The following is a 16,924-nucleotide window of genomic DNA, read 5'->3' on the forward strand; positions in this document are numbered from 1 at the left end:
CCAGGGATGATGATGGGCGGCCAAAACGGAGGTCAGCCAGGCATGATGCCGGGCAGCCAAAACGGAGGTCAGCCAGGGATGATGATGGGCGGTCAAAACGGTGGCCAACCAGGGATGATGCCGGGCAGCCAAAACGGTGGCCAGCCAGTGATGATGGGCGGCCAAAACGGAGGTCAGCCGTGGATGATGGGTGGCCAAAGCGGAGGCCAACCAGGTATGATGGGCGGCCAAAATGGAGGTCAGCCGTGGATGATGGGCGGCCAAAACGGAGGCCAGCCAGGGATGATGATGGGCAGCCAAAACGGAGGTCAGCCAGGGATGATGATGGGCGGCCAGAACGGTGGCCAGCCAGGGATGATGATGGGCGGTCAAAACGGTGGTCAGCCAGGGATGATGATGGGCGGCCAGAACGGAGGCCAGCCAGGGATGATGATGGGCGGCCAAAACGGAGGTCAGCCAGGGATGATGATGGGCAGCCAAAACGGAGGTCAGCCAGGGATGATGATGGGCGGTCAAAACGGTGGCCAACCAGGAATGATGCCGGGCAGCCAAAACGGAGGTCAGCCAGGGATGATGATGGGCAGCCAAAATGGAGGTCCTCCAGGCATAAAGGAGAGTCAAATAGGAGGTCCTCCAGGCATGATGGGCGGTCAAAATGGAGGCCAGCCAGGTATGATGCCGGGACAATTCGGTGGTCAGCCTGACATGATGGGCGGTCAAAATGGAGGTCCTCCAGGCATGATGCCGGGACAATTTGGTGGTCCGCCTGACATGATGGGCGGTCAAAATGGAGGTCCTCCAGGTATGATGCCGGGACAATTTGGTGGTCCGCCTGACATGATGGGCGGTCAAAATGGAGGTCCTCCAGGTATGATGCCGGGACAATTTGGTGGTCCGCCTGACATGATGGGCGGTCAAAATGGAGGCCAGCCAGGTATGATGCCGGGACAATTCGGTGGTCCGCCTGTCATGATGCGCGGTCAGTTTGGGGGGCAACCTGAAGCTATGTTACCTGGGCAAATGGGTGGCCAGCCAGGCGAATTCGGGGGCGTTCGTGCACCTGAAACATTCGGGATACCGACATATGCAGATGAAAGCGATGACTACTAATTATCAAGGAGACAGTGTTTTTAACACTCGTCTCCTCTCTTATTTAAATCGTAAGCCAAAGAATGTCCACCATATCCAAAGCAGTGTCTATTTAATAACTTTTGAAAAGGGTCATCCAATGATCCTTAAAGGATTCGACAGTTTTGAAAAATGGGATCGGCAAAGAGAATTGACTTCTTTGTTAAAACAAAAGGGATTTCATCAAACGTATTATATTCATCAGAATTTAATGCCCTTTCAATTTAAGGGAAAATGGTATGGCAGTATGGACTATTTTCCGCCGAGTAAGAAAAAATTCAGATTTTCCAATCATAAGGACCGCTTAGAGGGCATTCAGTTACTGGAAAGCTTCCATGATGTGTCGGAACATATCACCATTAACGCGCCTGTGTTCAATCAATCAAAAAAGTGGAAAGAACGCTTATCACTATTTAAAAAGAACTTTTCTTATGTTCGCCAATATGTTTCCGAAGATATTATCAATGAATGGATTAGGTGGGGTGAATGGTCGCTAGAGGGGTTTGATAAAAATCAGTCTTTATGGAATAAGGAAGAGAAAGTCATCATTCATGGTGATTGTGCCCACCATAATTTCTTGCGGAGAGCGGACGGCACTTTGACTTTAATCGATTTTGACTTAATGGCAAATGCCCCGAGGTGCATTGATTATTTACAGTATGCAAATCGAATTTCGCATCATTTGGAAGATGCGGCCACCGAGCTGTGGGAAGTGCCGCAATTGCAAAGGTATCAGTCAGACCTTGCCTTTTTATATGCTTTAACTTATCCTACCGATATTTTCCGTGAATGGAATCGTCTTAATAAAAGTTCTTCCCAGCTTCATTCGGTCTGGAAAATGTCCGTGGAAGGTTTTTCGGAGCGGATGGAGATGAATGAAAAATTGGCGAAAAGGATTTCTTCCCTTAATAGGAATTAAAACGGGTTTATGGCCGTATCTTACAGAGTACATTTCCCGTTAGACACCCATGCTAATTATGAGCGGAATATAGCTCATTCTATTGCAATGGGAGGGTTATTGGTGCAGAAAATAAAATGGGCACAGCCGCTTTGTACGGTATTGGCCGCCGTCAGTTTGGTTGGATGTGCTAATAATGATACAGCGGAAAATGAAAATATCACGAATGATACAGGGTACCATGAAAAAGATGCATTGGTACGAAACATCAATTATGAGAATATGGTGCAAGGTTTATACAATAAAGATGATGCGTACAGTACGAGTGACCGTAACTACCATGGACATGAAAGTAAGCCGCTAAAGGCAAAATCATCTTATTATAATTCTTATGAAGGCTCTTTAGCCGACAGAGTCAATGGTGTCGCCAATAAAGTGGAGCCGGTTAGCGATGCCCGGACAATCATTATGAAAGACGAAATGCTGGTTGCCTTGCTGCTTGATGACTACAGCCAAGCAAAAGATGTTAAACAAAGAATCAAGAAGGAAATCGGACCGCTTACCAATGGCCGTACCCTATATGTCACCACCGATGAAGGTGTCTATTTCAGGACGATGACACTTGATAACAATCTTCGGGATGGCGATACGAGGGAAATGATCATTTTGGATGCCAATGACATGTTCGATAACCTTAACATCCACGAAAATCACTTAAAATAATTAGTGGGCTGACCCGGTATGGAGTCAGCTCTTTTTGGTTTTTTTCTGGTTAATAATCTTTATTTGGGTCAAACTACATAAAAAGTAAACGCCTTAAGAGGTGAGTATATTGATTAATCAACTTAGAATCCAATTTTTCATGATACTTTTCATATTGCCATTTTGCTTAACCGTTTTTGCCGAAGAAACGGTTCAAAAGGAAAATGATCCAATTGAAAGGAAGGTCATTCTTCAGCGTATGTATCTGGATGGCGAGTTAAGTGAAGAGAAATTGACAGAAACAATTTGGTCGATGGAGGACTTTTGGGCAAAATATGAAGGATGGAAAGTAGTCGATCAAAATGAAGAGCGGATTGTCATGAAGAAAATTGAAAATGACATATCCCCGCTTTTAAAAGCGAATGGTTACCTTGGGATGAGGGAAGATGGTACGTTATCCATTTTTATCGGTAGGCCTGAGCACGCCAAGATCATTCATACTTTCTACCAAATAGACATTGGTAAACTTGAAGCATACAAGCAGGAGGAACTGCAAAAAGGGATTCCGATCATGAATAAAGACCAATATAAACAGCTCATTAAAGAATATGAGCCATATTCGGTAAACTAGGATGGGATGGCACTCATCCTTCAGACTGTAGACAAACTCGATAATAATGGAGTTTGTCTACAGTTTTTTTAGTATTTACAATTTGACCGTTGATTTCCACTGCAGGCACTCCACGGGCGGTCCGCCCTCGGCGCTTTTGCGCCTGTGGGGTCTCCCGTGGACGCGTAAGTCTCGTACACCCGTTCCAATCGACTTTGTTTTAAGGATGATGGTAACACCCGGAAATCCTTGTGAAAAGTCTTTGCCGATTACTAAATAACTTTTAATGAACAACCTTCCCTTTTTATGATAAAATGAGAGGTACAGCAAAATCAGGGAGAGAATTAATTTGTATGATTATATAAAAGGCAAGGTCGATTATATTGGGCCTGAATACATAGTTGTGGAAAATGGGGGGATCGGATATCAAGTGATGACACCGAATCCTTTTATTTTTTCCGCTCAATACCAGAAAGAAATCCAAGTTTTCTTGTATCATTATGTTCGTGAGGATATGGCTGCATTATACGGATTTCAGACTCGGCAAGAAAAGGCGTTATTCACAAAATTATTGAATGTAACCGGAATCGGGCCGAAGGGTGCTCTAGCCATATTGGCATCAGGCCAGGTTGATCAGGTGGTACAGGCGATCGAAAATGAAGATGAATCGTTTTTGGTGAAATTCCCGGGAGTCGGAAAGAAAACGGCACGGCAGATGATTCTCGATTTAAAAGGAAAACTTGAGAACATTATTCCGGATGCGTTTCCAAGCTTGTTTAACGAAGGCGTCACGGCTGCAATCAGTCCAAATGGTTATACGGAGGAATTGGATGAAGCCATTCTTGCGTTGAAGGCTCTTGGTTATTCCGAAAAGGAAATCCAAAAGGTTGCCAAGAAATTGCAGGCTGAAGATATGACGACCGAGCAATATATTAAGAAAGCATTGCAAATGATGTTAAGATAAGGAGTGGCGCAATGGAGGAGAGAATATTCAATCAGGAAGCCGATTTGAACGAACTGTCCTTTGAACAAAGCCTGCGGCCGCAAAACTTAAAGCAATATATTGGACAGGATAAAGTGAAAGCGAATTTAAGTGTATACATCGAAGCGGCAAGGATGCGTGAAGAAACGCTCGATCATGTACTTTTATATGGACCGCCTGGTCTTGGAAAGACGACGCTTGCCGTCATCATCGCCAATGAAATGGGTGTAAATATCCGCACGACTTCCGGTCCCGCCATTGAGCGGCCGGGAGATCTGGCGGCCATTTTGAGTGCACTTGAACCAGGTGATGTATTGTTCATTGATGAGATTCACCGTCTTCCTCGTGTCGTTGAAGAAGTGCTATATCCGGCTATGGAGGACTTTTGTCTCGATATTGTAGTCGGTAAGGGACCGGAAGCCCGTTCGATCAGGATCGATTTGCCGCCGTTCACCCTCGTAGGGGCCACGACACGGGCAGGCTCACTATCTGCACCGCTCAGGGATCGTTTTGGCGTTTTGAGCCGACTTGAATATTATACGGAAAACCATTTGACTGATATCATCATCCGTACAGCAAGAATCATGGATACGGAAATGGATGATCAAGCAGCGGCCGAGCTTGCAAGAAGGTCAAGGGGCACCCCGAGAATTGCCAATCGGCTTTTACGGAGGGTCAGGGATTTCGCGCAGGTACGCGGTGATGGTACGATAACGGCCGAGCTTGCCGATTATGCGCTTGAATTAATGCAGGTCGACCGTTTAGGACTCGATCATATTGACCATAAATTACTTAAAGGGATCATTGAAAAATTCCGTGGCGGACCCGTGGGGCTGGAAACGATTGCTGCAACGATTGGCGAAGAGGCACATACGATCGAAGATGTGTATGAACCATATCTGTTACAAGTCGGTTTTCTTCAGCGTACCCCAAGAGGCCGGATGGCAACACCGCTTGTTTATGAGCATTTTGGAATGGAGATGCCTGAATGATGAATATACCAAAGGTGGTCATGATTCTGGGTGTGATTATATTCGTGATTGGTTTTGCGATGAAATATATTCATCTCGGCAGGCTGCCGGGAGATATTTTTCTGAAAAAGGGGAATACGACGTTTTACTTTCCTATCGTTACATCAATCATCGTCAGTGTTGTGTTGTCCGCGATTTTTTATTTGATCGGCCGTTTTAAATAATGATTACAGCTTGATAGACACGTAAGGAAGTGGAACAGATGAAATTGGATATGTTTGATTTTCATTTACCGGAGGAACTGATTGCCCAAGTTCCTTTGGAAGATAGGGAAGCAAGTAGATTGATGGTACTGGACAAAGAAACCGGTAAGCTCCAGCATGATGTATTCAGCCATATCACGGAATATATCAAACCGGGAGATTGCCTGGTGTTGAATGATACGAAAGTGCTTCCGGCCCGACTATACGGCAGTAAAGAAGGAACGGGTGCAAAAATCGAAGTATTGCTCCTTAAGCAAGAGCATGACGATGTATGGGAAACGCTTGTGAAGCCGGCCAAACGGATTAAAGAAGGCTCGACAATCGTTTTTGGCGATGGTAAGCTGAGTGCCGTCTGTACAGGTGTACTCGAGCATGGCGGCCGAATCCTTGAATTTAAATATGAAGGCATATTTTATGAAATACTGGAGAAGCTTGGCGAAATGCCATTACCTCCATACATCAAGGAACAACTCGACGACCAGGACCGCTATCAAACGGTATATGCGCGTGAACGGGGATCTGCAGCGGCACCTACCGCTGGCCTGCATTTTACGGAGGATTTGCTTGAGAAACTTAAAGGGATGGGTGTCCACATCGCCTTCATCACGCTGCATGTTGGGCTTGGTACATTCCGTCCAGTAAGTGTCGACGATATTGACAGCCACGAAATGCATTCGGAATTTTATCAAATGACGGAAGGCACAGCCAGATTACTGAATGATGTGAAAGAAAAAGGCGGGAAAATCATTACGGTCGGCACTACGTCCACAAGGACATTGGAAACGATTGCGTCCCGCAATGATGGGGTTTTCAAGGAAGAGAATGGCTGGACGAGCATCTTCATTTATCCTGGTTATGAGTTCAAAGGGATCGATGCGATGATAACGAACTTCCATTTGCCCAAATCGACTTTAATCATGCTTATTTCTGCACTTGCAGGCAGGGAGCATGTCCTTCATGCCTATGAAACGGCTGTGGAAGAAAAATACAGGTTCTTTAGTTTTGGAGATGCAATGTTCATTAAGTAATATAAGAGTGAGAAGCTCTTGAAGGGAGTTATTGCGTTGACTGCAATACGATATGAGTTAATCAAAACATGTAAACAGACAGGGGCACGGCTAGGCCGGGTCCATACGCCGCATGGTTCTTTTGAAACGCCGGCATTTATGCCGGTTGGAACGATGGCTACTGTCAAAACGATGTCCCCGGAAGATTTGAAACAAATGGGGGCAGGCATCATCCTGAGCAATACGTACCACCTATGGCTGCGTCCGGGGCATGAAATCATCAAGGAAGCTGGCGGATTGCATAAGTTCATGAACTGGGATCGTGCGATTTTGACCGACTCAGGCGGCTTTCAAGTCTTCAGTTTGAGCGAGTTCCGCAAGATTGAAGAAGAGGGTGTGCATTTCAGGAACCATCTGAATGGCGATAAATTATTTTTATCTCCGGAAAAAGCGATGGAAATACAAAATGCGCTTGGCTCCGATATTATGATGGCATTTGATGAATGTCCGCCATTTCCGGCGACTGAAGAGTATATGAAGAAGTCGGTTGAACGGACATCGCGCTGGGCGGAACGCTGTTTGAATGCACATGAGCGTCCAAATGATCAAGGGCTGTTCGGAATCGTTCAAGGCGGGGAGTTTGAAAATCTTCGCAAACAAAGTGCAAAAGACCTTGTCTCCCTTGACTTCCCGGGTTATGCTATTGGAGGACTATCCGTAGGGGAACCAAAGGATATCATGAACCGCGTCCTTGAGTTTACAAGTCCGCTGCTGCCAACTGACAAACCGCGTTACCTTATGGGAGTCGGTTCACCGGACTCATTGATCGATGGTGCACTCCGCGGTATCGATATGTTTGACTGCGTACTGCCGACGCGAATTGCGCGTAATGGTACGCTCATGACGAGCAATGGGCGGCTGGTTGTTAAAAATGCGAAGTATGCACGCGATTTCGGTCCAATCGATGAAAATTGCGATTGCCATGTTTGCAAGAATTATAGCCGGGCATATATCCGCCATTTGATTAAATGTGAAGAAACCTTTGGGATTCGTCTTACTACTTACCATAATCTTCATTTTCTGTTAAACTTGATGGAACAGGTCAGACAAGCTATTCGAGAAGATCGTCTTGGAGACTTTAGGGAAGAGTTTTTTGAGCAGTATGGTTTCAATGAACCAAATGCGAGAAACTTCTAATTCCATAAATATTTTAATGAACGAAAGGAGTGAATATACAAAATGGGTTCTTTAACACAAATACTTCCGTTGATTTTAATGTTCGTATTGTTCTATTTCTTATTGATCCGCCCGCAGCAAAAACGCCAAAAGGCTACGCAAAACATGCAAAGCAGTTTGAAAAAAGGTGATAAAGTTGCGACTATCGGCGGCATGCACGGAACAATCGATGCAATCGATGAACTGCAAATCGTCATTAAATCACCAGACGGTACAAAACTGACTTTTGACCGTGCAGCAATCCGTGAAATTAAGGAAAGCGCACCGAATAAAGAAACATCCCTATAAAACAAACGAAAACCGGGCCATGTGCCCGGTTTTTTGCTGTGTTTTTTAATCGGAGCGGGAGTCGGAACTCAAGTTGACCCCAAGAACGCCACCCATCATGGCCGTAATCACAAAACAGCCATAGTATATCCATTGCTTGATGGTGAAAAGTGCATCGTGACCTAAATATTGAAAAAGGAACACGACCAACAGATAAAGCAGCCCAGTGCTTCCGCCCAAGAATAATCCTTGCTTTTTCCCTTTGCCTCCTGAAATGAATCCACCAATGAACAGCGATAAAAAGGACACGATCATGATCACGTATGTCAGGGATGATTCCGTCAGTGAAGTAAAACGAAGAAGGATGGAAACGATTAAACTAGCAATCATCGCTATGGCAAAGATGGAGCCTACGCCATAAATTACGGCGACACTCATTTTTTTAGTTTCGATGGGTATTCCTCCTTTTTAAAAGGCTGATACGTATAGCCTGTTTATGTGTTTGTACAAGCATATTCCCCATATCGAACCTTTAGACCAGGTTTAAGAAGCTTCCCGTAAAATTAAAAAGATTATGGAGTAATTTTTCAGTTCCCAAGCCATGCTATGGATGAAGGAAGTGTTATCATTGGATACCCTGGCTATTATTTTTAGAACAACAGTGATCTATCTAGTCATATTATTACTTTTCCGAATGATGGGTAAGCGGGAAGTTGGGGAACTGAGCATTCTTGATTTGGTGGTATCCATCATGATAGGGGACATTGCCGTCCTATCCTTTGAAGATTTGGATAGACCATTTTTCAGGCAAATCATACCGATGTTCGTACTAGCTTTCATCCAAATAATCATGGCCTACGTTTCATTGAAAAGCATAAGGTTTCGAAACATCGTGGACGGTAAGCCGCAGATCATCATCAATCAAGGGAAAATAGATGAAAAAGCGATGCGTAGGCAACGATATAATTTCGATGATTTATTGACTCAGCTGCGTGAACAGGGAATTAGTAATTTAAATGACGTACAATTCGCAATCCTCGAATCCTCCGGAAAGCTTTCGATCATCAAGAATACCAAAGATAAAAGGTCTAAAACCAAGGAAACACCTTATCCCCTGATAATCGACGGGGAGATACAGGAGAGGAATCTCGATAGAATTGGCAAAAATCATTTTTGGCTCCGGCACCAGTTGAAAAAACTGGGAGAAACGAAGATTAAAGAAATTTCGATTTGTGGGTACATAGATGGCCAATTTTATATCGATAAAAATGAAACGAAGAAATGACCGAAGCCTTTTAATGCTTCGGTCCATTTCATTTCCAAGCGAATTTTGATAAAAAGCCGCCCACCACAGGAATCCTGATCAGATCCGCCTTTTTTATGCTTCCGGTCATGAGCAGGAAAAAAGTGAACAGCAGGATAACGACCGTCACGGAAAGCAAAAGCCGTATGCCAAGAGGCTGTGAGGAGAGCGGGAATTGAAAAAGATAATAACCGCCCCATCCTGAAATTAAAGCAAGGACCAAAGCTGACATATAGCTGCGGAAATGAAGCGTGAAAGGGACGACCTTCAGCACGGTTGAAAAATGCAGGAAGGTAACGAGCATCGAACCGACAGCTATCCCGATTGCGGCTCCCATGATCCCAAAACTTTCCTTTGACGCCAGCAGCCAGATCACACCGATTTTAAGGATGTTCCCAGCCAGGCTGTTGAACATTGCGGCCTTTGCAAGATCCAGTGCTTGCAGCATGGATTGCAGCGGATATTGAAAGTAATAAAGGATGAAAAAAGGTGCCAGGAATTTAATGAAAATAGCAGCATGCGAAGAGCCGTACATGACCTGTAAAATCGGTTCGGCAAAGATGAACAGAATGACGACAGCTAAACAGCCTGTGATAAAGGTGATTTTCAGGGCCTGCTGAAGCCTGTGTTCAACGAGTAAAAAGTTTCCGGTCGTACGGGCTTCGCTCACTGCCGGGACGAGTGCCGTCGCCAATGATGCCGTAACGAAAGAAGGAAGCATGAGTAAAGGCAGTGCATACCCTGTTAACTCCCCGTATTGACTGGTGGCTGCGGCCGCGGTGACTCCGGCAAGTGCCAAACTCTGGGCGACCACTATCGGTTCGAAAAACCACGAAACCGACCCAATCATCCTGCTTCCGGTGGAAGGAAGGGCAATCCCCATCAATTCGGTGAACGTTCCTTTTCCGGATTTGACATTCTTGAAGAAACCCTTTCTGAACTTAAAATGTTTCTTTAATTTAAAGCTGGTCAATAAGTAGAAAAGGGATACAAGCTCACCGATAATCGATGCAAACATCGCCCCGGCTGCAGCATATTCGATTCCATATGGCAAAAAGGCCTTCGTCAGGACGGCTATGAAAGTGATTCGGGCCACCTGTTCGATAACTTGTGAGAAAGCGAAGGGCTTCATATTTTGCTTCCCTTGGAAATAACCGCGCAGTACGGATGAAATGGCGATGATCGGTACGATAGGGGCAATCGCCATGAGCGGCCATACTGTCCGTTCGTCAGTGAATAGGTATTCTGATAGAACCGGCGCGAAAAGCAGCATCGCAGGAGTGAAAATCATCGATAGAGTAAAGGTGCAGGCCAAAGAGACGACAAGGATTTTCTTGATTTTCCGTTCATCACCTCTGGCATTGGCCTCAGCCACGTATTTAGAAATGGCGATCGGCAGGCCTAACTGGGTTATGTTCACGACGAGAAAGAGGGTCGGTAAAGCCATCATATATAAACCAACGCCTTCTTCGCCGATGAAGCGGGCGATGACAATGCGGTTAATGAAACCAAGAACCCTTGTAATCAGGCTTGCGATTAATAAAATCAGCGTGCCTTTTAAAAATTTGGACATTGAACTCCCTCCCTGCCTTCTCAAAAAAGCGGTTATGCTATACAATTATCTATATGCTTGTACTTGGACAAAGCATGACAAAAGTGTTTGTTTGCGTTCTAACAAATGATCGAAACCCTTCTAAGAAAATGCGCATTCATTTGAGAATCATTTTTACTGGAGGCAAAGTGATGGCAAAAAAGAATCATCCCTATCAAAGGTATTATCTAAAGGTACGTCCATTTTTGAAGAGCAAGCGTGAGGAATTCCAAATGGTCGGATTGAATGCCGTAACAGAGGAAGATATATGGGGAACCTTAACCAAAAATAAATGGAAGCGTCCGCAGGAAAACATTCACCTTCATGAACTTGTCGCAGATATCGTGACATTTTCGAGCAACCAGTTCATGACCTTCCAAATGGTCGAAGCTTATAAATCACCAAACCTATTTGAGCCGCTTTCTGAAGAAGAACTGAAGGAACTTTTGAAGGAATAACGCAAAGATATACTTAAATTGACAGCTGTTTGTATATGACTCATAATAGATATGGTTATGCTTTTTTTGGAAAAAGCATGGGAAGCTGTGTCTTTTTTCTCAAGAAGCAAAGGGTATGCAGTTATCATATAAACTAAAAATGACAGTTTTTTTAACTTCAGGAACAGGCGTATTATAGAAAGGGGCCTACTACATAATGGTAAAAAGAAGCAGGATCGTTGCGTTTTTTCTAATCGCACTTTTGATTTTCGCAGCGATGGGTACGACTTCAAAAGGAATCCTAAAGGATATCAAGCTGGGTCTTGATCTTCAAGGCGGTTTTGAAGTGTTATATGAAGTAAAACCGCTGTCTGGGGAAAAGATCACCCCGGATGTTTTACGGGCTACAGTAAGCTCACTTGAGCGGCGTGTCAATGTTTTGGGCGTTAGCGAGCCTAACATTCAAATCGAAGGGAAAGACCGGATCCGCGTTCAATTGGCTGGAGTCAAAGACCAAAACAACGCTCGGGAAATCCTTTCGACACAAGCTAAATTATCCTTCCGTGATTACAACGATAAGGAAATGATGACCGGTGCCGACCTGAAAGAAGGCGGCGCGAAACAAACATTCCAAGATAATAAACCGGTTGTCGAAGTCACATTGAAAGATGTGGATAAATTTAAGGACATCACTCAAAAAATATCCTCGATGGAAAGTCCTACTAATGTACTTGCAATCTGGTTGGATTTCGAGGAAGGAAAAGATTCCATTAAGGATACAGCCTCACAGGACAATATGATATCCGCTCCATATGTCAGTGAAGTTTTCAATACGAAGAAGGTGTATATCACCGGTCAATTCACGGTGGAAGAAGCGAAAGAGCTTGCCGCCCTTCTGGATGCAGGTGCCCTGCCTGTTGATTTGAAAGAAAAGTACTCCACTTCTGTAGGTGCCCAATTCGGTGCAGGTGCATTGAATGATACTATTTTTGCAGGAATCATTGGAATTGCACTTGTTTTTATCTTCATGCTTGTGTATTACCGCTTCCCGGGATTCATTGCAGTCGTCACTTTAAGCATCTACATTTTCTTGACGCTATTAGTGTTTGATTGGATGAATGCGGTCCTTACGCTGCCTGGTATTGCGGCACTGGTACTTGGGGTCGGAATGGCTGTCGATGCCAATATCATAACGTATGAACGAATCAGGGATGAATTGAAACTTGGCAGATCCGTTAAGGCGGCTTATAAAGAAGGTACCAAGAATTCACTTGCTACGATCACGGATGCCAACTTAACGACCCTGCTGGCTGCGGCCGTACTGTTCTATTATGGAACAAGCTCGGTTAAAGGTTTTGCGACCACTTTGATCATTTCGATTTTAATGAGTTTCATTACAGCCGTTTATGGTACACGCCTCTTCATGAGCCTTTGGGTGAATAGCGGGTTCCTGGACAAGCGTACATCATGGTTTGGCGTGAAGAAGAAAAACATTCACGATTTATCCGAGAAAATGGATTTAATGTCATTGCCGACACGCTTTGATAAAATCGATTTCGTCAAACATCGGAAAGTTTTTTATGGCATTTCAATCGGTGTCACCATCATCGGAATCATTTTCCTGCTCGTCTTTAGATTGAATCTTGGGATTGATTTCACGAGCGGTACCCGAATTGAGATTGCTTCTAAAGGTGTTTTAACGACGGAACAAGTAAAAACCGAAATGGGCAAGGCCGGTATCGACATTGATATCAAGGATGTCAGGCCCGCTGGTAAAGAAAATACTGTCGTTCGGACAGTCGGTGTCCTCGATAAACAGGAAATCGCTGAATTGAAGGACCATTTCAAGAAGGATTACGGAGCAGAACCGAATGTCAGCACCGTATCACCGACAGTAGGAAAAGAGCTTGCGAAAAATGCCATGAATGCGTTAGCGATTGCATCAATCGGAATCATTTTGTATGTATCGATACGATTTGAATGGCGAATGGCTGTCCCTGCCGTGGTCGCGCTTATACATGATGCATTCTTCATCATCACGATTTTTAGCTTACTCCGGCTCGAAGTGGATATCACCTTCATTGCTGCGGTTCTGACGATCGTCGGTTATTCGATCAATGATACGATCGTAACCTTTGACCGTATTCGTGAAAACCTACGCTTCAGCCGTAAAATCAAAACCGTCGAAGAACTTGAGAACATTGTGAACATCAGTATCAGGCAAACTTTGACGAGATCCATTAACACGGTTCTGACCGTTCTCATTACGGTTATCGCGTTGATGATCTTCGGCAGTGAAGCTATCCGTAACTTCTCCATTGCCCTGTTTATCGGTTTAATATGCGGCGTGTATTCATCGCTATTGATCGCTTCCCAATTCTGGCTTGATTTGAAAATCAGGGAATTGAAGAAGAAAGGTCCGCTGAATACGGCAAAAGAAAAGAAACAAAGTCTTGAAGGACAAGTTTAATAGGTGAGAGGGGGCTGGCATGATGCCAGCCTTCTTTTTGTTGAACTAAGCTTATTGAATAGGGAATTACAGCCAATAATGAGTTTAAAATAAAATTGAATCTGGTATATTCGTTTTGTATAATGAGTAAGTTGAGGGGTGAATAAATGTTAAAGCCAAAAACCCGGTGGAACTTACGAACTGCCGATGAAAACAAAGTTGCTGTACTAGCTGAAGAGCTTCATATCACACCTTTGGTTGCAGCCCTGCTTGTGAATCGAGGCCTGGATACGATTGAAAGTGCCCGATCGTTTTTATTTGTTAAAAATCAAACTTTTCATGATCCATTTTTATTGAAGGATATGGATAAAGCAGTATATAGAATAAGAGAAGCCATTCAAAATGGAGAAAAAATACGTATATTCGGTGATTATGATGCGGATGGCGTGACATCGACCACAGTGATGATGACGGCGCTGACGAGATTGGGGGCCGATGTTGATTTTTATATCCCGAATCGGTTTACAGAAGGATATGGTCCGAACCCGATGGCTTTCCGCCTTGCAGCAGAGCAAGGGGTGAAGGTATTAATAACCGTCGATACCGGAATTTCAGCTGTTGATGAAGCGAAACTTGCCGGCGAGCTTGGCATGGATTATATTTTGACCGACCACCATGAACCGGGACCGGAACTGCCTGAGGCATTAGCAATCATCCATCCTAAACTCGAGGACAGTACCTATCCATTTAAAGAACTTGCCGGAGTAGGGGTCGCCTTTAAGCTTGCACACGCCTTGCTTGGGGAATTGCCTGAGGATTTGCTTGAAATAGCGGCAATCGGTACGATAGCGGATTTAGTCCCATTACAAGGGGAAAACCGCGTCATCGCTGCGAAAGGCATCGAGCAGTTACGTTTGACTCGCCGCCCGGGACTTGTTGCGTTAATGAAAGTGGCGAATGTTCAGCAGGAAGCATTGAATGAAGAATCGATCGGCTTTGCGATGGCACCGCGGATCAACGCTGTAGGGCGCCTTGGAGATGCCGATCCCGCTGTCGATTTATTGATGTCCGCAAGCCTGGAAGAAGCGATGGAACTTGCCAATGAAATCAATGATATCAATAAAGAGCGGCAGGAAATGGTTGCAGCAATGGCGGCGGAAGCAATTGCTGAAGTCGAGGAAAACTTCCCGCCGGAGTCCAATGGCGTGCTCATCATCGGCAGGGAAGGCTGGAACGCCGGAGTTGTGGGGATTGTGGCCTCTAAACTTGTTGAACGCTTTTACCGGCCCACGATTGTATTGAGCTATGACCAGGAAAAGGGATTAGCTAAAGGTTCTGCTCGGAGCATCGCCGGTTTCGATCTATTTCAAAGTCTTTCCGCCTGCCGTGAAATGCTGCCTCATTTCGGTGGACATCCGATGGCTGCTGGAATGACATTGAAAATTGAAGATGTTCAGGAGCTTAGGGACCGCATGAACCTGATTGCGAAGGAACAACTGAACGAAGAGGACTTCACACCGATTACAAACTTGGACGGAGCAACGACATTAGCTGAAGTTTCCATTCAAACGATTCAGGAAATGAGCTTGCTGGCGCCATTTGGGGTTACGAATCCTAAGCCGAAGATTTTGATAGATTCCGTCCAGCTTTCAAGTGTCCGCAAAATTGGTGCCAACCAAAATCACTTGAAGGTCCAGCTGGAAGATGGTGAAAATCACAAACTTGACGGTGTGGGCTTCGGACTCGGTCATTTTGTCGATGAAATAGCTCCGCACGCTGAAGTCTCGGTTATTGGTGAGCTCTCCATCAATGAGTGGAATAATATGAAAAAGCCTCAGATCTTTGTCCAGGATGTCTCGGTGAACCATTGGCAGTTATTCGATTACCGCGGCAAGGGACAAGCAGAGAAGTGGCTTGCCGACATTCCTGCACAAAATCGGAAGATCGTCATTTTCTCGGAAGGTATTTATAGCAGATATCCATTTTTGCAAAACCATCCAGATCTCGTTTATATCAAGAATGAACTGGATGCAGAGCAACTCGACTGCTTCGAAGGTCATTTGGTATTTATGGACATGCCGCCATCCAGGGAATATTTGAAACGGGTGATTGCCAATAAGAACCCTTCGCGCATCTACGCTCACCTTTCCCATGAACAGGACCATTTCTTAAGTACGATGCCAACAAGGGATCATTTTAAATGGTTTTATGCCTTCCTTGCCAAAAAGGGTCCGCTCGACGTGAAAAGATATGGTGATGACCTTGCCAAATATCGCGGCTGGTCCAGAGATACGGTGGATTTCATTTCTAAGGTGTTTTTTGAGCTTGATTTTGTTACAATAGAGAATGGGTTAATTATGCTCACAACCAATGCGAAAAAACGCGATCTTAGTGAATCTGAATCGTATATAAGAAAGAAAGAGCAATTTGAGCTTGAACAAGAGCTTGTTTATTCTTCCTATCAGCAATTATTCGATTGGTTCAATCATTATTTAGTTCATGAGGCAACAGACCTTGAGGAGGAAACAAAGCAATGGATTTAAAGCAATATGTAACAATTGTGCAAGACTGGCCAAAACCGGGTATTGTCTTCAAAGATATTACTACATTAATGGATAACGGCGCAGCTTATAAATACGCAACAGACCAAATCGTCGAGTACGCTCGCGATAAAAATATCGACTTGGTGGTCGGGCCGGAAGCACGCGGATTCATTATCGGATGTCCAGTAGCATACTCATTGGAAGTGGGCTTTGCGCCAGTGAGAAAAGAAGGAAAACTTCCACGTGAAACGATAAAAGTCGAATATGGATTAGAATATGGCAAGGATGTATTGACAATCCATAAAGATGCCATTAAACCGGGACAGCGTATCCTGATTACGGATGATTTGCTTGCTACCGGGGGAACAATCGAAGCGACGATCAAATTGGTTGAACAGCTTGGCGGAATTGTAGCCGGGATTGCCTTCCTTATTGAATTGACTGACTTGGATGGTAAAGATAAATTAGACGGCTATGATGTCTTGACATTAATGAGCTTTTAATAAAGAAGAGCACTCTGACCAGGGTGCTCTTTCT

General features: G+C 44.6%; 16 protein-coding genes. 14 read left to right on the top strand and 2 right to left on the bottom strand.

The features are described 5' to 3' along the window. Positions 1-1,084 precede the first annotated feature (1,084 nt). The 9 genes from Q8G36_RS03090 (at position 1,085) to yajC (ending at position 8,085) form a co-directional block, all read left to right on the top strand. The gene (locus Q8G36_RS03090) at positions 1,085-2,047 is read left to right on the top strand and encodes a phosphotransferase (RefSeq protein ID WP_305158931.1); all 963 of its coding nucleotides are present in this window, start codon (positions 1,085-1,087) and stop codon (positions 2,045-2,047) included. A gap of 102 nt (positions 2,048-2,149) precedes the next feature. Further along, on the top strand, positions 2,150-2,749 hold the full coding sequence (locus tag Q8G36_RS03095) for a YhcN/YlaJ family sporulation lipoprotein (protein WP_305158932.1): 600 nt from the start codon (positions 2,150-2,152) through the stop codon (positions 2,747-2,749). Between the two features lie 100 nt (positions 2,750-2,849). Further along, the gene (locus Q8G36_RS03100; RefSeq protein WP_370694011.1) at positions 2,850-3,359 is read left to right on the top strand and encodes a BofC C-terminal domain-containing protein; all 510 of its coding nucleotides are present in this window, start codon (positions 2,850-2,852) and stop codon (positions 3,357-3,359) included. A gap of 328 nt (positions 3,360-3,687) precedes the next feature. Next, positions 3,688-4,302, top strand: coding sequence for a Holliday junction branch migration protein RuvA (ruvA, locus tag Q8G36_RS03105; protein ID WP_305158934.1), 615 nt, complete (start codon positions 3,688-3,690; stop codon positions 4,300-4,302). 11 nt (positions 4,303-4,313) lie between these two features. After that, positions 4,314-5,312, top strand: a complete 999-nt coding sequence (gene ruvB / locus Q8G36_RS03110) for a Holliday junction branch migration DNA helicase RuvB (RefSeq protein ID WP_305158935.1) — start codon at positions 4,314-4,316, stop codon at positions 5,310-5,312. Beyond that, a complete protein-coding gene (locus Q8G36_RS03115) occupies positions 5,309-5,515 on the top strand; it encodes a DUF2905 domain-containing protein (RefSeq protein WP_305158936.1) in 207 nt (68 codons plus the stop codon). The genes ruvB and Q8G36_RS03115 overlap by 4 nt, the downstream gene beginning before the upstream one ends. Before the next feature lie 38 nt (positions 5,516-5,553). Continuing rightward, positions 5,554-6,582 (top strand): tRNA preQ1(34) S-adenosylmethionine ribosyltransferase-isomerase QueA, encoded by a 1,029-nt coding sequence (gene queA, locus Q8G36_RS03120; protein WP_305158937.1) that lies wholly within the window; start codon positions 5,554-5,556, stop codon positions 6,580-6,582. Positions 6,583-6,618: 36 nt separating this feature from the next. Continuing rightward, positions 6,619-7,758, top strand: coding sequence for a tRNA guanosine(34) transglycosylase Tgt (tgt, locus tag Q8G36_RS03125; RefSeq protein ID WP_076365000.1), 1,140 nt, complete (start codon positions 6,619-6,621; stop codon positions 7,756-7,758). A 42-nt stretch (positions 7,759-7,800) separates the two neighbouring features. Beyond that, positions 7,801-8,085 (top strand): preprotein translocase subunit YajC, encoded by a 285-nt coding sequence (yajC, locus tag Q8G36_RS03130; RefSeq protein ID WP_305158938.1) that lies wholly within the window; start codon positions 7,801-7,803, stop codon positions 8,083-8,085. Between the two features lie 45 nt (positions 8,086-8,130). On the opposite strand, the gene Q8G36_RS03135 is transcribed toward yajC, so the two are convergent. Further along, a complete protein-coding gene (locus Q8G36_RS03135; protein WP_305158939.1) occupies positions 8,131-8,502 on the bottom strand; it encodes a TIGR04086 family membrane protein in 372 nt (123 codons plus the stop codon). A gap of 172 nt (positions 8,503-8,674) precedes the next feature. On the opposite strand from Q8G36_RS03135, the gene Q8G36_RS03140 reads away from it, so the two are divergent. Continuing rightward, the gene (locus tag Q8G36_RS03140; RefSeq protein ID WP_305158940.1) at positions 8,675-9,349 is read left to right on the top strand and encodes a DUF421 domain-containing protein; all 675 of its coding nucleotides are present in this window, start codon (positions 8,675-8,677) and stop codon (positions 9,347-9,349) included. A gap of 28 nt (positions 9,350-9,377) precedes the next feature. On the opposite strand, the gene spoVB is transcribed toward Q8G36_RS03140, so the two are convergent. After that, positions 9,378-10,940: a stage V sporulation protein B gene (gene spoVB, locus Q8G36_RS03145; protein WP_305158941.1), complete on the bottom strand. Its 1,563-nt coding sequence runs from the start codon at positions 10,938-10,940 to the stop codon at positions 9,378-9,380. Between the two features lie 170 nt (positions 10,941-11,110). Between spoVB and Q8G36_RS03150 the strand changes: the two genes are divergently transcribed. From Q8G36_RS03150 to Q8G36_RS03165, 4 genes are all read left to right on the top strand, one after another. Next, the gene (locus Q8G36_RS03150) at positions 11,111-11,416 is read left to right on the top strand and encodes a post-transcriptional regulator (protein ID WP_034308797.1); all 306 of its coding nucleotides are present in this window, start codon (positions 11,111-11,113) and stop codon (positions 11,414-11,416) included. A gap of 196 nt (positions 11,417-11,612) precedes the next feature. Next, positions 11,613-13,865, top strand: a complete 2,253-nt coding sequence (gene secDF, locus Q8G36_RS03155; RefSeq protein ID WP_305158942.1) for a protein translocase subunit SecDF — start codon at positions 11,613-11,615, stop codon at positions 13,863-13,865. A 146-nt stretch (positions 13,866-14,011) separates the two neighbouring features. Further along, positions 14,012-16,387 carry a single-stranded-DNA-specific exonuclease RecJ gene (recJ, locus tag Q8G36_RS03160; RefSeq protein ID WP_305158943.1) on the top strand — a complete coding sequence of 792 codons (2,376 nt, stop codon included), beginning with the start codon at positions 14,012-14,014 and terminating at the stop codon, positions 16,385-16,387. Continuing rightward, positions 16,378-16,890, top strand: coding sequence for an adenine phosphoribosyltransferase (locus tag Q8G36_RS03165; protein ID WP_061464220.1), 513 nt, complete (start codon positions 16,378-16,380; stop codon positions 16,888-16,890). Before recJ ends, Q8G36_RS03165 begins: the two co-directional genes overlap by 10 nt. The last annotated feature ends 34 nt before the right edge of the window (positions 16,891-16,924 follow it).

Origin of the sequence: Peribacillus frigoritolerans, assembly GCF_030676415.1 — a bacterium.
Taxonomy (GTDB): Bacteria; Bacillota; Bacilli; order Bacillales; family DSM-1321; genus Peribacillus; species Peribacillus frigoritolerans_A.

Bases quoted from the DNA above. Each gene is read 5' to 3' on its own strand.
- Q8G36_RS03140 (WP_305158940.1), top strand. From the start codon at position 8,675: ATGAAGGAAGTGTTATCATTGGATACCCTGGCTATTATTTTTAGAACA.
- recJ (WP_305158943.1), top strand. From the start codon at position 14,012: ATGTTAAAGCCAAAAACCCGGTGGAACTTACGAACTGCCGATGAAAAC.
- spoVB (WP_305158941.1), bottom strand. From the start codon at position 10,940: ATGTCCAAATTTTTAAAAGGCACGCTGATTTTATTAATCGCAAGCCTG.
- Q8G36_RS03150 (WP_034308797.1), top strand. From the start codon at position 11,111: ATGGCAAAAAAGAATCATCCCTATCAAAGGTATTATCTAAAGGTACGT.
- ruvB (WP_305158935.1), top strand. From the start codon at position 4,314: ATGGAGGAGAGAATATTCAATCAGGAAGCCGATTTGAACGAACTGTCC.
- queA (WP_305158937.1), top strand. From the start codon at position 5,554: ATGAAATTGGATATGTTTGATTTTCATTTACCGGAGGAACTGATTGCC.
- Q8G36_RS03165 (WP_061464220.1), top strand. From the start codon at position 16,378: ATGGATTTAAAGCAATATGTAACAATTGTGCAAGACTGGCCAAAACCG.
- secDF (WP_305158942.1), top strand. From the start codon at position 11,613: ATGGTAAAAAGAAGCAGGATCGTTGCGTTTTTTCTAATCGCACTTTTG.
- Q8G36_RS03115 (WP_305158936.1), top strand. From the start codon at position 5,309: ATGATGAATATACCAAAGGTGGTCATGATTCTGGGTGTGATTATATTC.
- yajC (WP_305158938.1), top strand. From the start codon at position 7,801: ATGGGTTCTTTAACACAAATACTTCCGTTGATTTTAATGTTCGTATTG.
- Q8G36_RS03090 (WP_305158931.1), top strand. From the start codon at position 1,085: ATGCAGATGAAAGCGATGACTACTAATTATCAAGGAGACAGTGTTTTT.
- Q8G36_RS03135 (WP_305158939.1), bottom strand. From the start codon at position 8,502: ATGAGTGTCGCCGTAATTTATGGCGTAGGCTCCATCTTTGCCATAGCG.